The 15687-nt window shown below is 73.3% G+C and carries 12 protein-coding genes (1 of these 12 running past the window's edge); 8 read left to right on the top strand and 4 right to left on the bottom strand.

Translation table 11 applies throughout. The annotated features are described in order from the left end of the window. The first annotated feature begins 121 nt into the window (after positions 1-121). From O7626_RS19710 to O7626_RS19690, 5 genes are all read left to right on the top strand, one after another. Positions 122-1423: a sugar ABC transporter substrate-binding protein gene (locus O7626_RS19710; protein ID WP_278062633.1), complete on the top strand. Its 1302-nt coding sequence runs from the start codon at positions 122-124 to the stop codon at positions 1421-1423. A gap of 69 nt (positions 1424-1492) precedes the next feature. Further along, a complete protein-coding gene (locus O7626_RS19705) occupies positions 1493-2485 on the top strand; it encodes a sugar ABC transporter permease (protein WP_278062632.1) in 993 nt (330 codons plus the stop codon). Further along, positions 2478-3317: a carbohydrate ABC transporter permease gene (locus O7626_RS19700; protein ID WP_278062631.1), complete on the top strand. Its 840-nt coding sequence runs from the start codon at positions 2478-2480 to the stop codon at positions 3315-3317. Before O7626_RS19705 ends, O7626_RS19700 begins: the two co-directional genes overlap by 8 nt. A 122-nt stretch (positions 3318-3439) precedes the next feature. Further along, positions 3440-4804 carry a GH1 family beta-glucosidase gene (locus tag O7626_RS19695; protein WP_278066215.1) on the top strand — a complete coding sequence of 455 codons (1365 nt, stop codon included), beginning with the start codon at positions 3440-3442 and terminating at the stop codon, positions 4802-4804. A 242-nt stretch (positions 4805-5046) separates the two neighbouring features. After that, positions 5047-5760, top strand: coding sequence for an FKBP-type peptidyl-prolyl cis-trans isomerase (locus O7626_RS19690; protein ID WP_278062630.1), 714 nt, complete (start codon positions 5047-5049; stop codon positions 5758-5760). A 143-nt stretch (positions 5761-5903) separates the two neighbouring features. On the opposite strand, the gene O7626_RS19685 is transcribed toward O7626_RS19690, so the two are convergent. The 3 genes from O7626_RS19685 to O7626_RS19675 form a co-directional block, all read right to left on the bottom strand. Further along, a complete protein-coding gene (locus O7626_RS19685) occupies positions 5904-6857 on the bottom strand; it encodes a sulfite exporter TauE/SafE family protein (protein WP_278062629.1) in 954 nt (317 codons plus the stop codon). 332 nt (positions 6858-7189) lie between these two features. Beyond that, entirely contained in the window at positions 7190-9766 is a 2577-nt protein-coding gene (locus tag O7626_RS19680) for an ABC transporter permease (RefSeq protein WP_278062628.1), read from the bottom strand. Beyond that, positions 9760-10617, bottom strand: coding sequence for an ABC transporter ATP-binding protein (locus O7626_RS19675; RefSeq protein ID WP_278062627.1), 858 nt, complete (start codon positions 10615-10617; stop codon positions 9760-9762). The genes O7626_RS19680 and O7626_RS19675 overlap by 7 nt, the downstream gene beginning before the upstream one ends. A 167-nt stretch (positions 10618-10784) precedes the next feature. On the opposite strand from O7626_RS19675, the gene O7626_RS19670 reads away from it, so the two are divergent. Both O7626_RS19670 and O7626_RS19665 read left to right on the top strand, forming a co-directional pair. Next, entirely contained in the window at positions 10785-12167 is a 1383-nt protein-coding gene (locus O7626_RS19670) for a sensor histidine kinase (protein WP_278062626.1), read from the top strand. After that, positions 12164-12841 carry a response regulator transcription factor gene (locus O7626_RS19665; RefSeq protein WP_278062625.1) on the top strand — a complete coding sequence of 226 codons (678 nt, stop codon included), beginning with the start codon at positions 12164-12166 and terminating at the stop codon, positions 12839-12841. Before O7626_RS19670 ends, O7626_RS19665 begins: the two co-directional genes overlap by 4 nt. A gap of 58 nt (positions 12842-12899) precedes the next feature. On the opposite strand, the gene O7626_RS19660 is transcribed toward O7626_RS19665, so the two are convergent. Continuing rightward, a complete protein-coding gene (locus O7626_RS19660; RefSeq protein WP_347404801.1) occupies positions 12900-15089 on the bottom strand; it encodes an alpha-galactosidase in 2190 nt (729 codons plus the stop codon). Between the two features lie 154 nt (positions 15090-15243). On the opposite strand from O7626_RS19660, the gene tyrS reads away from it, so the two are divergent. Then, positions 15244-15687: the 5' portion of a tyrosine--tRNA ligase gene (gene tyrS, locus O7626_RS19655; RefSeq protein WP_278062624.1), read on the top strand. The gene runs 858 nt beyond the window's last position; the window shows 444 of its 1302 coding nt (coding positions 1-444); its start codon is at positions 15244-15246; the stop codon falls past the right edge of the window.

Below are 15687 nucleotides of genomic sequence, written 5' to 3'. Positions count from 1 at the left end.
CATCGGCCGCCGACGGTGCTCGTGCCGGTACCGCCCCCACCACCCCGGCCGCCTGTCGACCCCGCCCCGGCGCTCCCGCCGGCGGGACGCGAGGCCGCCGGCCGACGCAGAAGGGCAAGTCGTGTCCAGACGACACCTCGCCATGGCTGTCGCGGCCCTGTTGACGACCGCCTCCCTCGCCGCCTGCGGCGACTCGGGCGGCTCCTCCTCCGGCGACGCGAAGACGCTCACCTACTGGGCCAGCAACCAGGGCGCCAGCATCGAGTTCGACAAGCAGACCCTCCAGCCCGAGCTGGACAAGTTCGAGCAGCAGACCGGGATCAAGGTCAGCCTGGAGGTCGTACCCTGGTCCGACCTGCTCAACCGGCTGCTCGCCGCCGCCACCTCCGGCAAGGGTCCGGACGTGGTGAACATCGGCAACACCTGGTCTGCCTCGTTGCAGGCCACCAACGCGCTGGTCCCGTTCGACGACGCGACCCTGGCCGAGGTGGGCGGCAAGGACCGGTTCGTGCCGGCCGCGCTGGCCGCCGCCGGTGCCCCCGGCAAGCCGCCGGCCGCCGTGCCGCTCTACAGCCTCGCGTACGCGCTCTACTACAACAAGAAGATGTTCTCCGACGCCGGCATCACCGCCCCGCCCGCCACCTGGGAGGAGCTGGTGGAGACCGGAAAGAAGCTCACCAAGGCCGGCCAGTGGGGGCTGGCGGTGGAGGGTGCCAACCCGGCGGAGAACTCGCACCACGCCTTCACCTTCGGCCAGCAGTGGGGCGGCGAGTGGTTCGACCAGGCCGGCAAGCCGACCTTCGACACCCCGCAGAACGTCGCCGCCGTCAAGCGGTACATCGACCTGATGGCGGCTGACAAGATCGTCAACCCGAGCAACGCCGAGTACGCCCAGAACCAGTCCGTCGCGGACTTCGCCAACCGCAAGGCGGCGATGCTGCTCTGGCAGGCGGCCGGGTCGAACTTCAAGGCCCAGGGGATGAGCCCGGAGGAGTGGGGCATCGCGCCGGTGCCGTTCCCGGCCGTCGCCCCGCCCGGCGGCAAGAAGGTCAACAGCATGGTGGCCGGCATCAACATGGCGATCTTCAAGCACACCGAGAACCGCGACGGTGCGCTCCAGTTCGTCAAGTTCATGACCAGCGACGCCGAACAGGTGATCCTCAACAAGACCTACGGCTCGCTGCCGTCGGTCAAGACGGTAAGCGCCGACCCGGCGTTCCAGGCCCCGGAGCAGAAGGTCCTCGGCGAGGTACTCGGCTCCACCGCCGCGCCGCTGCCGCAGGTGCCGGAGGAGAGCCAGTTCGAGACCCTGGTCGGCACCGCCATGAAGGAACTCTTCGCCGACGCCGCCAGCGGTAAGTCGATCACCGAGGCGACGGTGCGGGAGAAGCTCGGCGTGGCGCAACAGAAGATGGGCAGCTGAGCCGCGACGCCGACGGTTGACCGTGGAGGGGACCGCCGCCCCCTCCACGGTCCACCTTGAGAGGATCCGATGGCCACCACCACCATGCCGCCCGGCCCGGTCCGGCCCGCCGGCGAGCCGGCCGGGGACGACCCGCCGGACCGGCCCGCGCGTCGCCCCGTACGCCGGTCGTACCTGCCGTACCTGCTGCTCGTCCCGGCCGCCCTGCTCGAACTCGGCATCCACGTGGTCCCGATGCTCGTCGGGGTCTGGATGAGCCTGCTCGAACTCACCCAGTTCCACATCCGGGACTGGTCCACCGCGCCCTTCGCCGGGCTGGCGAACTACCGGGTCACCTTCGACTTCGGCTCCGCCACCGGCAAGGACCTGCTGCACTCGTTCTGGGTCACCGCGCTCTACACCACGCTGTCGGTGGGCTTCTCCTGGATGCTCGGGCTGGCCGCCGCGGTCTTCCTGCAACGACCGTTCCGGGGCCGGGCGCTGCTGCGTACCCTCTTCCTCACCCCGTACGCGCTGCCGGTCTACACCGCCGTGATCACCTGGACCTTCATGTTCCAGCGGGACACCGGCCTGGTGAACCACGCCCTCGACCAGCTCGGCCTGGTCGACGGCGCCGACCCGCCGTTCTGGCTGATCGGCGGGAACAGCTTCGTCGCCCTGCTCGTCGTCTCGGTCTGGAAGTCCTGGCCGTTCGCCTTCCTCTGCCTGATGGCCGGCTTGCAGAACGTGCCGCCGGAACTCTACGAGGCGTCCGCGATCGACGGCGCGAACTTCTGGCGACGGCTGCGCGATGTCACCCTGCCGATGCTCCGGCCGGTCAACCAGGTGCTGCTGCTGGTCCTCTTCCTCTGGACCTTCAACGACTTCAACACCCCGTACGTGCTCTTCGGCGGCTCCGCGCCCCGGCAGGCCGACCTGATCTCCATCCACATCTACCAGAGTTCCTTCGTCACCTGGAACTTCGGCCTCGGCTCGGCGATGTCGGTGGCACTGCTGCTGTTCCTGCTCGTCGTCACCGCCGTTTACCTGCTCGTCACCAACCGCAGGAGAGAGCATGCGTGAGTCGACAGGTGAACGCTGGGCCCGCCGGATCGTGCTCAGCCTGCTGACCCTCTTCGTCGTCACCCCGCTGTACGTGATGCTCAGCTCCGGCCTCAAGCCGCTGCGCGACGTGCAGGGCCCCTTCACCTGGCTGCCCAGCCGGGTCACCTTCCAGCCGTTCGTGGACATGTGGCAGACGGTGCCGCTCGGCCGGTACCTGCTGAACAGCCTGCTGGTGGCGAGCGCCGCCGCCGTGGTCTCGGTGGCGATCGCCATCTTCGCCGCCTTCGCGATCAGCCGCTACCGGTTCCGCGGCCGGCAGCTCTTCTCGGTCACCGTGCTCTCCACGCAGATGTTCCCCGGCATCCTCTTCCTGCTGCCGCTCTTCCTCATCTACGTCAACCTGGGCAACGTCACCGGGATCGAGCTGTACGCCAGCCGGCTCGGCCTGACCATCACCTACCTCACCTTCTCGCTGCCGTTCTCCATCTGGATGCTCGTCGGCTACTTCGACTCGATCCCGCGCGGACTCGACGAGGCGGCCCAGGTCGACGGCGCCGGGCCGCTGCGCACGCTGTTCCAGGTGATCCTTCCGACCGCCGTGCCCGGCATCGTCGCGGTGACCGTGTACGCCTTCATGACCGCCTGGGGCGAGGTGCTCTTCGCCTCGGTGATGACCGACGAGCACAGCCGGACCCTCGCCGTCGGCCTCCAGGGGTACGCGACGCAGTACAACGTCTACTGGAACCAGGCGATGGCCGCCTCGGTGGTGGTGAGCATCCCGGTGGTGGTGGGCTTCCTCGCCCTTCAGCGGTACTTCGTCGCCGGGCTGACCGCCGGAGCGGTCAAGTAGGTGAGCGTTCCGTCCCGTCCGCAGCAGATGTCCCCGTCCGCAGCAGCACGTCCATCTCGGGCTGTGACCAGCACGGTCATCACGCTCCGAACCACCTGAAGGAGAGTCGACCAGTGCCGGATCTGTCCAAGTTGCCGCCGAACTTCACCTGGGGCGTCGCCACGGCCGCGTACCAGATCGAGGGGGCCGTCGGGGTGGACGGCCGCAGCCCGTCCATCTGGGACACCTGGAGCCGGTTGCCGGGGAACGTCGACAACGGCGACACCGGCGATGAGGCCTGCGACCACTACCACCGCTGGCCGGAGGACGTCGCGCTGATGCGCCGGCTCGGCGTGGACGCGTACCGTTTCTCGGTGGCCTGGCCCCGGGTGGTGCCGGCCGGGACCGGCCGGGTCAACCCGGCCGGGCTGGCCTTCTACGACCGGCTGGTCGACGCGCTGCTGGCCGCCGAGATCCGGCCGCTGGTCACGCTCTACCACTGGGACCTGCCGCAGGCGTTGCAGGACCGGGGCGGCTGGCCCGCGCGGTCCACCGCCGAGGCGTTCGCCGACTACGCCTCGGTGGTCGCCGGAGCGCTCGGCGACCGGGTCACCGACTGGGTGACAGTGAACGAGCCGCTCTGCGTGGCCTGGATCGGCCACCTGGACGGCCGGATGGCACCCGGCGAGCAGGACCTGGGCCGGGCGGTCGCCACCGCCCACCACACCCTGCTCGCGCACGGGCTCGGCACGGCCGCGGTCCGGGCGGCGGCGAGCCGGCCGGCCTCGGTCGGCATCGTGCTCAACCCGAGCCCGTGCGAGCCGGGCAGCGACCGGCCCGAGGACGTGGCGGCGGCGGTCCGGGCCGACGGGCACATCAACCGCTGGTGGCTGGACCCGCTCTACGGGCGCGGCTACCCGGCCGACATGCTCGGGGTGTACGGCGTCGAGCCGCCGGTCCGCCCCGGCGACCTGGAGTGCATCGCCACCCCGACCGACTTCCTCGGGCTGAACTACTACTTCCGGCAGGTGATCGTCGACGACCCGGACGGACCGGTGCCGTACGCCCGGCAGGTTCCGGTGCCCGGCTCGGTGCAGACCGCGATGGGCTGGGAGGCGTACCCGACCGGGCTGGAGGAACTGCTGGTCTCGGTGACCGAACGGTACGCCCCGGGCCGGATCCTGGTCACCGAGAGCGGTTCGGCCTGGCCGGACAGTGTCACCGCCGAGGGCGGAATCGAGGACAAGGAGCGGACGGCGTACCTGGAGGAGCACGTCGCGGCGGTCGCGGCGGCAGCCGCCCGGGGAGTACCGGTGGACGGCTACTTCCACTGGTCGCTGCTGGACAACTTCGAGTGGGCGTACGGCTACGACAAGCGGTTCGGGCTGGTGCACGTCGACTACGCCACCCAGCGCCGGACGATGAAGGCGAGCGGACTGCGCTACGCCGAGATCATCCGGGACCACCAGCGGCTCGGCGGCCATCCGGAGAACTCGTCGGCGCGATAGGTCGCTGCCGTCGAAGACCTGGTGGCCGCTCCCCGGGGGCGAGCCTGCTGGACAGCCGAGGGTGAAACCGACAAAGAGGATTTTCCTCCCGTCGCGTCACCCAGCTCCGCCGTCACCAGCCGGTGCCGGCGGGACCGAGCCTCGGTCGGCAGCATCGACGCGGGTACGGTGTGCGGAGCCGTTCGACGGGCCGACGGCGTCCCGCCCCTACTCGACATCCCTTCCGAGGAGTGCAAGATCAGATGAGTGATCCGGTCCAGAGCCCCGAGCAGCCGGGGTCGACGAGCCAGCGGCGCCCCACCAAGCAGGAGCGCCGGGCCGCGGCGGACGCGGCCGCGGCGCAGGCTGCCGCGAGTCGGGCCCGTGTGCAGCGGGTGGCCGGCGGGACCATCGGAATCGTCCTGGCCGGGCTCGGTGTCGCCGCCGTCGTCGTGCTGCCGCAGCTGATGGACGGAAAGCCGACCTCCTCGACCGCGCCGGCCGCGAGTACCAGCACCGAGCCGGCCGCCGAACCGACCGCCCCGCCGGCCCCGACCGGTGCGCCGGAGAGCCCGGAAGCGCCGTCCCGCCCCGAGGCGGACCTGGATCCCCGGCTGGCGCAGCGGCCGACCGTCGAGGCCGGCAGCGGTGAGCTGGGCAAGCTCACCGTCGACCCGCTGGTCGAGGGGACCGGCCCGGCGGTGCGGGCCGGGCAGACGATCACGGTCAACTACGTCGGCGTCACCTACCGGGACGGCAAGGAGTTCGACGCCTCGTGGAACCGGGGCGAGCCGTTCCCGGTGCAGATCGGCGTCGGCGCGGTTATCCCCGGGTGGGACCAGGGCCTGGTCGGGGTCAAGGTGGGCAGCCGGGTGCAACTCGACATCCCGGCGGACCTCGCCTACGGCGAGAACCCGAGCAACGGCGCACCCGGGGGGCCGCTCCGGTTCGTCGTGGACGTCCTCTCGGCACAGTAGGCGCCGGGCGCGCAGGGGGCAGCAGACAGTCGGCGGCGGCCACGACCGGAGAGGTCGTGGCCGCCGCCGACTGTCTGATCGGGTACTTCCGGCTTTCGGGGGCCCGCCGGTCCCCGGGGTCCGATGGGCTGCCCGGTTCCGGTTCAGGCCGGGGTCGGTGCCGAACTCTTCTCGCTGGACTCGCTCTCGGTGGCCGGTGCCGCCGCATCGATCGCCTCGACGGTCTCCCGGTCCCGGTGCGCCCGGTACTGCCGGATCGAGTACGCCAGCGCGAGCGCCCAGACCAGGTAGATCACCGCGTAGACGGAGTACCGCACACCGTCCGGGGCGTCGATCCAGTCGCTGCGGAGCAGGGAGCGGGTGTTGGTCAGGATGATCACGCCGCCGACCGCCGAGCCGAGGATCCGGGGCGGGATGTGCCGGACCAGCCAGGCGGCGATCGGCGCGGCGACCACGCCGCCGATCAGCAGTGCCAGCACCCAGCCGAAGTTGACGTTCTCGCTGCCCAGGCCGACCAGGAAGCCGATGCTGGCGGCCACCGCCACCAGGAACTCGCTGGTGTCGATCGAGCCGATCACCTTGCGGGGCGCCATCCGGCCGCTGGCCAGGATCGCCGGGGTGCCGACCGGCCCCCAGCCACCGCCGCCGGTCGAGTCGACGAAGCCGGCGACCAGACCGAGCGGGGCCAGGAACCGCTTGCGCAGCGGCTGGCCGAGGCGGTCCCGGGGGATGCCGGCGGCGGTGAACCGGACCAGGATGTAGATCCCCAGGGCGAGCAGCAGCAGCGCCATCACCGGCGCGGCCACCTCGGTGGAGAGGCTGGCCAGGAAGGTGGCACCGGCGAAGGCGCCGACCGCCCCCGGAATGCCGATCTTGGCGACCACCTTCCAGTCGACGTTGCCGAACCGCCAGTGCGCGGCACCGGAGGCGAGCGTGGTGCCGATCTCGGCCAGGTGCACGGTGGCGGAGGCCGCCGCCGGGTTGGTGCCGATCGCCAGCAGCAGGGTGGTGGAGGTGACGCCGTACGCCATGCCCAGACTGCCGTCGACGAGCTGCGCGCCGAGCCCGACCAGGGCGAGGAGCAGAAGTTTTCGCACGGGGGACTTCCTTCCCGGGAGGTGGTCGAGGGGGCCTGTCCGGGGCTGGCGGACGAGGCGCTCCGGTCGGAGCCGGCGCCGACAGTTCGGACGACGGGTCGTACCGGTGTTGGTACGGGGGTGCTGGGGAGTCGTGCACCGTTGCGGCAATTCCCCAGCTAACCCATAGGGATTGTGGGCCGGTGATCCGGGCGAGTCAACCCCACTGCCCGGCCCAGGTCCGATCGACCCGCCAACCCCTCCACCCATCGGCGCCGGCCGGTCACCATCCGGCGGTGTCATCCGGCGGTGTCATCCGGTCAGCATCCAGTTACCGGCCGGCCGGTGCGGGTTCACTCCACCCGGTACCCCGCACCGGCGCCCGGACCAGCCCGCAGGATCAGTCGGGCCGGCAGCACGCTGGCGGCCAGGGCCAGCAACAGGCAGCCGGAGACCACCAGCCCGATCGTCGGAGCGGGCACCACCAGCTCGACCGGCACCCCGAACTGCTCGCCGAGCGCCGACTGGATCGCCAGCAGCGCGACCGTCGACACCAGCAGGCCGAGCGCGGTGCCGATCGCCACCACCAGGGCCGACTCGGCGGCCACCGTGCCGAGCACCTGGCGGACGGTGGCGCCGGAGCGGAGCAGCACCAGCAGCTCCCTGGCCCGGTGCACGGTCGCCATCAACAGGGTGTTCGCCAGCGCGATCGCGGTGTAACCGGCCGAGACCGCGATCAGGATCAGCGTGGCCAGCCGGACCAGCCGGTCCTCGGCCGCGTCCCGTTCCGCCGCGTACTCGGCGACACCGACCAGCCGGGCCCCGAGCGCGGGGTGGTCGGCTCCGCCGTCCTGGCCGGTAGCCGCCATCGGGGTGAACACCGCCTCGGTGAGTGCCGACGGGTCGTGCGCCCGGACGACCTCCCGGGCGAGCAGCAGCTCCGCCGGTATCGAGCCGTCGTCGACCACCGCCGCCACCCGGACCTGTCCAGCGGTGCCGTCCGGCAGATCGAGCACCGCCAGACCCCCGGCCGACCAGCCCAGCCGCTCGGCGAGTCCGGCCGTCACCACCGCGCTGTCCGGTCCCCGGAAGGCGGCGAAGTCTCCGGAGAGCACCCGCAGGCGTCCGTTCACCTGGGCGAACCCGGCCGGCTCCACCCCGGCGACGGCGACCGGCACCCCTGCGCCGCCACCCTGCCGAGCCACTCCGGCAGGCAGGGTGACTCCGACGGTCGGGGCGGTGCCAACTGAAGAAGTCGGGGCGGTGCCGGGCGGAGAAGTTGGGGCGGTGCCGGGCGGAGGATCGGCGTAGACGGTACTGGGCAGCAGCGCGGTGCCCGGCACGGCCGCCACCGCCGCGTCCGACAGCCCCGGGGTGCCGTCCGGGACGAGTACCGAACCGGCCCGGATCGCCGCGCTGTCCCGGCTCGCGTACGCGCCGGCGGTGGTGGCGACGAAGCCGGCGATCAGCACCGCGAACCCGACCGTCAGCAGCATCGGCGCAGACGTCGACGCGGTACGCCGCACCGCGGTCAGCGCGTTGCGCCGCACCAGCATCCCGGTCGCGCCGGAGAGCCGGTCCAGCGGCCAGGTGAGCGCGTAGGTCAGCGGCGGCACCAGTACCGGGGCGAACAGGGCCAGCCCGGCGGTCAACGCCATCGCCGCGTAGAGCGCGTAGTTCACGATGTCGTCCGGTTCCGCCCCCACCAGCAGTACGGTCAGCAGCACCCCGAGCGCGGTACTCCCGATCGCGCCGGCCCAGCGGAGCCGGGTCATCGGGCGCCGGTCCAGTACCGCCTCCCGCAGCGCCTCCAGCGGGCGCACCCGGCCGGCACGGCGGGACGCCGACCAGACCCCGAGCAGGGCGACGACCAGCCCCACCAGGTACGCCGCGGCAGGTGGCCAGAGTTCGACCCGGACCTGGAACCCGGTCGGCTGGAAACCGGCGTCGACAAGCAGGGCACCGAAGGCCGGCGCGCAGACGCTGCCGAGTACCGCCCCGACGGCCGCCCCGACGGCACCGACCGCCAGCGCCTCGGCGTACATCAGCCGGCGGAGCTGGCCCGGGGTGGCGCCGACGGTTCTCAGCAGCCCGAACTCCCGGCGCCGCTGGGCGACCCCGAACGCGAAGGTGGAGGCGACGACGAAGATCGAGACGAACCCGGCAAGCGTCGTCATCCCGGTCAGCACCTGCATGCCGATCCAGCGGGTCCGGGTGTGCCGGGGCGGTTCGGCCGCCGCCCGGTCGGCACCGGTGTGCACCGTGCCGTTCCCGGCGACGACCTGCTCGGCGGCCGACCGTACCGTCGCCGGGTCGGCGCCGTCGGCGAGTACCAGGCCGATCAGCCGTACTCCCCGGGCCAGTGGCGCCGCGACCGGATCGGCCAGGTAGAAGCCGGGACCGTCCACAGTGCCGGCCACGGTGTGCTCGGCCGGTCCGGTGGCGGTCAGCAGGGTGACCCGGTTGCCGGGGGCGAACCCGAGCGCCCGGTCCAGCACCACCTCGTCCGGCCGGACCGGCGGGCTCCCCGCCACCAGCCGGTACGGCGCCAGTGCCGCGCTCGACCAGCCGTGCCCCTGCGGGTCCGCCAGCGCGGGCTCGCCGATCGGCCGTCCGCCGACGACCGCCTGGGCGTAGAACGAGCGGTCGGGTACCGCCGCCGTCACCCCGTCGAGCGCGGTCAGCCGCTCGGTCAGCTCGGCGGTCCGCGCCGGTGACCAGGGGCGGCGCTCCGGGAAGGTGCCCGGGATCCCCTGCACCTCGGGCGCGAGGACCAGCACCTCCGCCCCGGCGTACCGGTCCGGCACCCGGGGTTGCGCGGAGACCAGGACCAGGGCGGTCATCGACATCAGTGCCACCCCGAGGCAGAGCGCGACGAACGGGCCGAGCAGCCCGGTCCACCGGGCGCGCAGCGCGGCGACGGTCAGCATGCCGGCTCCAGCCGGGCCATCCGGGCGGCGATGGTCTCCGCCGTCAGCGGGCCGCCGAGTTCGTCCACCACCCGGCCGTCGGCCAGCAGGACCAGCCGGTCGGCGTGCGCGGCGGCCACCGGGTCGTGGGTCACCATCACCACTGTCTGCCGGTGCCGGTCGACGAGGTCGCGCAGCAGCCGCAGGATGTCCCGGGAGGTCCGGCTGTCGAGCGCGCCGGTGGGCTCGTCGGCGAAGAGCACCGCCGGCCGGCTGATCAGCGCGCGGGCGATCGCCACCCGCTGCTGCTCGCCGCCGGAGAGTTCGTCCGGCAGGTGCCGGCTCCGTCCGGTCAGGCCGACCTCGGCCAACGCCGCGTCCAGGTCGGCCGGGGCGGGCCGACGGCCGGCCAGCCGCAGCGGCAGCGCCACGTTCTGCGCCGCGGTCAGCGCCGGCACCAGGTTGTACGACTGGAAGACGAACCCGACCCGGGCCCGGCGCAGCAGGGTGAGCGCGGTCTCGCCGAGGGTGCCGAGGTCGGTGCCGTCGATGGTGACCGTGCCGCCGGTCGGCCGGTCCAGCCCGGCGGCGCAGTGCAGCAGGGTGGACTTGCCGGAGCCGGACGGCCCCATCACGGCGGCGAAGGTGCCCCGGTCGAAGTCGACGGTGACCCCGTCCAGCGCGGTCACCCGGGCGGCCCCGGCACCGTAGGCCCGGCTGACCTCGCGCAGCCGTACCGCGGTGGTCAGCTCCGCCGCCCCGTCCGGTCGCGCCGCCCCCTCCCGCCGCCCCGTCCCGCCTGCTCGTGCCGTCTCGCCTGCTCGTGCCGTGCCCCCGGGCTGCGGTGTTCCGTCGAGTCGTCGTCGTGTCATTCTGTCGAAGATCGGGCATCGGCCGTCCCGGCACATCGGAGCGGAGCCGTCACTTCCGGTCCCGCCCAGCGGGCTACCCGGACGCGGTGCCGCCCGGCCGATCAGACCGCAGGATGACCCGCTCCGGGTGGACGCGCCCGACACCGGCCGACCGCTACCGTCGAGAGATGACCGCCGCCCATCCGCGTCCGCTGCTCACCCGCCGGTTGCGTCGCGGCGACCTGATCGCCCTCGACGTGCTGGCGGCCCTCGGCCTGGCACTGGCCTGCGGCTACGCCGCCGCCGACCCGCCCGCGGCGACCGGGTACCCCGATCCGCTGGTCCGGGAGCCGGTCTGGCTCTCCCTGCTCTGCACGGTCGTCATCACCGCCCCGATCGCGGTACGCCGCCGCTGGCCCGTACCGGTGCTCGCGGTGGTGACGCTCGGCGCGTACGGCGCCGTACTGGTGGAGGTGGTGCCGGTCTACGCCTCGTCGGCGGTGTTCCTGGCGATCGCCTGCGCGCTCTACCAGGTGGCGCTGGCCACTCCGCTGCGCCGCTCGGTGCCGGTACTGCTGGTAGTGCTGGCCGGCTCGGCGCCGGTGATCGTGCCGAAGACCTCGGACTGGGACGAGGCGGTCGCCGGGCTCGGTTTCCTGCTGCTGCTCCTGATGGCGACCTGGATCCTCGGCCGGGCGGTACGCGAGCGGCGCGCCTACACCGCCCGCTCGGCGGCGGAACTGGCCCGGCAGGCGACCGTGGACGAGCGGCTCCGGATCAGTCGGGAACTGCACGACATCGTGGCGCACAGCATGAGCGTGATCACGGTGAAGGCGGCGGTCGCGAACCACGTCGCGGAGTCCCGGCCGCAGGAGGTCCGGGACGCGCTGCGTGACATCGAGGCGACCAGCCGAGGCGCCCTGGCGGAGCTGCGCCGCACCCTCGGCGTGCTGCGTAGCGGTGCACCCGGCACGCCTGTCGACTTCGCTCCCGCGCCGGGCCTGGCGGACCTGCCGGCCCTGCTCGACCGCGCGACAGCGGCCGGGATAGCCGCCGAGCTGGCGCTCGAGGTGCCGGCCGGGGCGGAGCCGCCGGAGGACGTCGGCCGGTCGGTGTACCGGATCGTCCAGGAGGCGCTGACAAACGTGGTGAAGCACGCCGGGCCGGTGCGCTGCCGGGTCGCGGTGACGGTCGCCGGTGCCGAGCTGCGGATCGAGGTGTGCAACGAGCCCGGTCGTCCGGTCCGGCCCGCCGATCCCAAGGGTCAGGGCCTGATCGGCATGCGTGAGCGGGTCCATCTGTATGGCGGCACCTTCGCGGCCGGACCGACCGACGACGGCGGGTTCCGTATCTCGGCCCGGCTGCCGTACCCGCCCGCAGCCGAGGCGACGACCACCCCGGCGACGGTTCCGGGCGCGGCGACGGTTCCGGGCGCGACGACGGTAGCGGACGTGGCGACGGTAGCGGGTGCGGGTGCGGCGAGCGTGTCGGACCGCGCTGCCGGGCTGCCGGGTGACCGGCTGGCCGGTGACCGGGTGACGGCGATCGAGCCGGGCGGGGCGGGCCGGTGACCGACGGGACGGTCCGGGTGCTGATCGCCGACGACCAGGCGCTGCTGCGCGGCAGTTTCCGGGTGCTGATCGAGACGACCCCGGGGCTGACCGTGGTCGGCGAGGCCGGCACCGGCGCGGCGGCGGTGGAACTGGCCGAGCGGGAGCGCCCGGACGTGGTGCTGATGGACGTCCGGATGCCCGAACTGGACGGTATCGAGGCGACCCGGCGGATCGCCGCGTCACCCGCCGCCGGTCAGGTCCGGGTCCTCATCCTCACCACCTTCGACCTCGACGAGTACGTCTACGCGGCGATCCGGGCCGGTGCCAGCGGCTTCCTGCTCAAGGACGCCCCGCCGGAGGACCTGCTGACCGCGATCAGGGTGGTCGCCTCCGGTGAGGGACTGCTCGCCCCGACCGTGACCCGTCGGCTGATCGCCGAGTTCGCCCGGTTGCCCGAACCGGACCGCCCGGTGGCCCGGGAGCTGACCGGGGTCACCGAGCGGGAGCGGGAGGTGCTGACCCTGATCGGGCGGGGCCTGTCCAACCCCGAGATCGCCGACCACCTGCGGCTCAGCCCGGCGACGGTGAAGACGCACGTCGGGCGGCTGCTCGGCAAGCTGCACGCCCGGGACCGCGCCCAGCTCGTCATCGTGGCCTACCGGACCGGCCTGGTCACCGTGCCGGGCAACTGACCTGCGGCCGGCCGTCGACCTGCCACCGGCCGTCGACCTGTCACCGGCCGTCGACCTGTCACCGGCCGTCGAGGTGGATCAGCACGAGCTGCTCCGGACGCATCGGCGGGGCCTGTAGGCCGGCGTGCGCGAGGCCGCGCCCGGTCAGCCGTACCCCGGGAGCGGTGGCCCAGGCCGGCGGCGCCGGCAGGGTGCGGGCGGCGTCCTCGGGCGCGAGCGCCCGGACCAGGTAGCCGCGGTCCGGGTCGAGGCCGGGCAGCCGGACCGGCCCGGGGTTGCCGGTCCGGCCGGTCGCGGTGGCGACGATCGCCATGATCGCCTCGGACCGGTCCGGTGCGACCACCCCGTGCACCCAGAGCGCGGGATCCGGATGGTCGACCCGGACCACCGTCCCGCCGTGCACCAGCGCGCGGTGCCGCTTGTACAGCGCCACCCACCAGGCAAGCTCCTGACGCTCCGCCGGGCTGGCCCCGATCAGGTCCCACTCGATGCCGAAGCCGCCGAAGAAGGCGGTACCGGCCCGGAAGGCGAGATCGTGGGTACGTCCCGTGGTGTGCGACCGGCCCGCGCCGACGTGCGAGCCGATCAGCTCCGGCGGCAGCAGGAGCTGGGTCCAGCGCTGGATCGACTGCCGTTCCAGGGCGTCGATGCAGTCGCTGCCCCAGATCCGGTCGGTCCGCTCCAGGATGCCGAGGTCGACCCGGCCGCCGCCGGAGGAGCACGACTCGATCTCCAGTCGGGGATGCCGTTCGCGCAGCGTGTCGAGGAGCCGGTAGGCCGCCAGGGTCTGCCCGTGCACCCCGGCCCGGCCCGACGGCTGGTGGCCGGCGTCGAGCAGGTCCCGGTTGTGGTCCCACTTCAGGTAGTCCAGGCCGTACTCCCGGACCAGCGCGTCGAGCCGCCCGAGCACGTACTCGTAGGCCTCCGGGCGGGTCAGGTCGAGTGCCTGCTGCCAGCGGGCCGGCCGGGGCAGCCGCCCGCCGGTGGCGAGGATCCACTCGGGGTGCGCGCGGGCCAGTTCCGAGTCGGGGTTGACCATCTCCGGCTCCACCCAGAGCCCGAACTCCATCCCCAGCCCGCGGACGTGCCGGACCAGCGGATGCAGCCCGTCCGGCCAGACGGTCGGGTCGACGTGCCAGTCGCCGAGCCCGGCCCGGTCGTCGCGCCGGCCCAGGAACCAGCCGTCGTCCAGGACGAACCGCTCCGCTCCGACCTCGGCGGCGGCGTCGGCCAGTGCGGTGAGCCGGTTCAGGTCGTGGTCGAAGTAGACGGCTTCCCAGGTGTTCGCCAGGACCGGGCGGGGCTGCCGGGCCCGCGCGGTACGTCGCAGGTGGGCGTGGTAGCGGGCCGACATCTCGTCCAGCCCCTGCCCGTACGAGGCGTAGAGCCAGGGCGTCCGGTAGCGCTGGCCGGGTGCCAGTGCGATCTCGCCGGGCAGCAGCAGTTCGCCGGCGGCCAGCAGCGCTTCCCCGTCCGGGGTCCGTTCGGCGTGCAGCCGGTGGTTGCCGCTCCAGCCGAGGTGCACGCCCCAGACCTCGCCGGAGCGGAAGCCGAAGCCGGTCGTACCGGCCACCATCAGCAGGGACGCGTCCAGGCCGGGCTTGCCCCGGCGGCTCTCCCGGGACCGGCTGCCGACCGTGAACGGGCTCCGCTGCGGCGCGCGTTCCCGGGACCACCGGCCGGTCAGGTCGAGCAACTCGTCCGCCTGCGGTGGCACCGGCAGGCCGAGCAGCAGCCCGTCGAGTTGGTAGGGCTCGGCGTCCGGCGGGTTGGCCAGTTCGGCCCGGAGCCGGAGCAGTCCGGCCGGGTCGAGTTCGATCTCGATCACCAGGTCGAGCCGGGCGGCCTGGTCGGTGGCGGTCACCACGACCGAGGCGGTCGAGTCGGCCCGGTCGTCCCGTACCCGCAGGTCGGTGCGGTGGAACCGGGGCGACCAGTCGCGGCCGGCGCGGTGCCCGGCGAGGCCGGGCGGGCCGAACCAGGCGTACGTGTGCTCCGGCAGGATGCCGACCGGCCGGCCCTCCGGGTTGCCGTACCGGACCGGCCGGCGCAGCGCGGCGGCCAGGTCGGCGAGTTCCGGCGCGGACAGTGGCCCGAGGTCGGCACCCCAGTGCGGCACCACCGGTATGCCGGGATCGGTCCCGTCCAGCAGCAGGCTGACCCCGGCCCGGCGCAGGTGCACCAGGCCGCCGTCCGGGTCGGCGGCGGGGTCGGCTGCCGGGTGGCGGGTCTGGTGCGGCACGGTCACGGGTACGCCTCCACGGGGTCGGGGGATTTGTGGCGACCTGACCCGGGTAGCGTGCCGTCCGCCGTCCTGTCCCGTCAACGCCCCGGCGCCGTGCGCCCGCCGGAGCGGTAAACCGGGTACGGCCGGCGTGTCGGCATGGTGGAGAATCTGCACCGTGACCGATAGCAGCCTTCCTTCCGCCGCGTCCGCCGGCGGGGAGTCTCCGCTGGAGGACCTGCGGTGGCGGGGTCTCCTCTTCGACTCGACCGATCCCGCCGAGTTGGCGGAGCACTTCGACTCCGCACCGGTGACGTTCTATGTCGGGTTCGACCCCACCGCGCCGAGCCTGCACATCGGCAACCTGTTGCAGGTGCTCACCGCCCGTCGGCTGCAACAGGCCGGGCACCGCCCGCTGCTGCTGGTCGGCGGGGCGACCGGCCTGATCGGTGACCCGAACGAGCGGGGGGAGCGGACGCTGAACAGTCCCGAGGTGGTGGCGAGCTGGGTCGAGCGGATCCGCCGACAGCTCGCCCCGTTCGTGTCGTACGACGGGGAGAACGCCGCACGCCCGGTCAACAACCTGGACTGGACCGGTGAGATGTCGGCGGCGGAGTTCCTC

The sequence above is a fragment of the Micromonospora sp. WMMD1102 genome (assembly GCF_029626265.1).
Taxonomy (GTDB): Bacteria; Actinomycetota; Actinomycetes; order Mycobacteriales; family Micromonosporaceae; genus Plantactinospora.
Note: the sequence above shows the minus strand (reverse complement) of the source record. Positions and strands in the feature narration are given on the sequence as shown.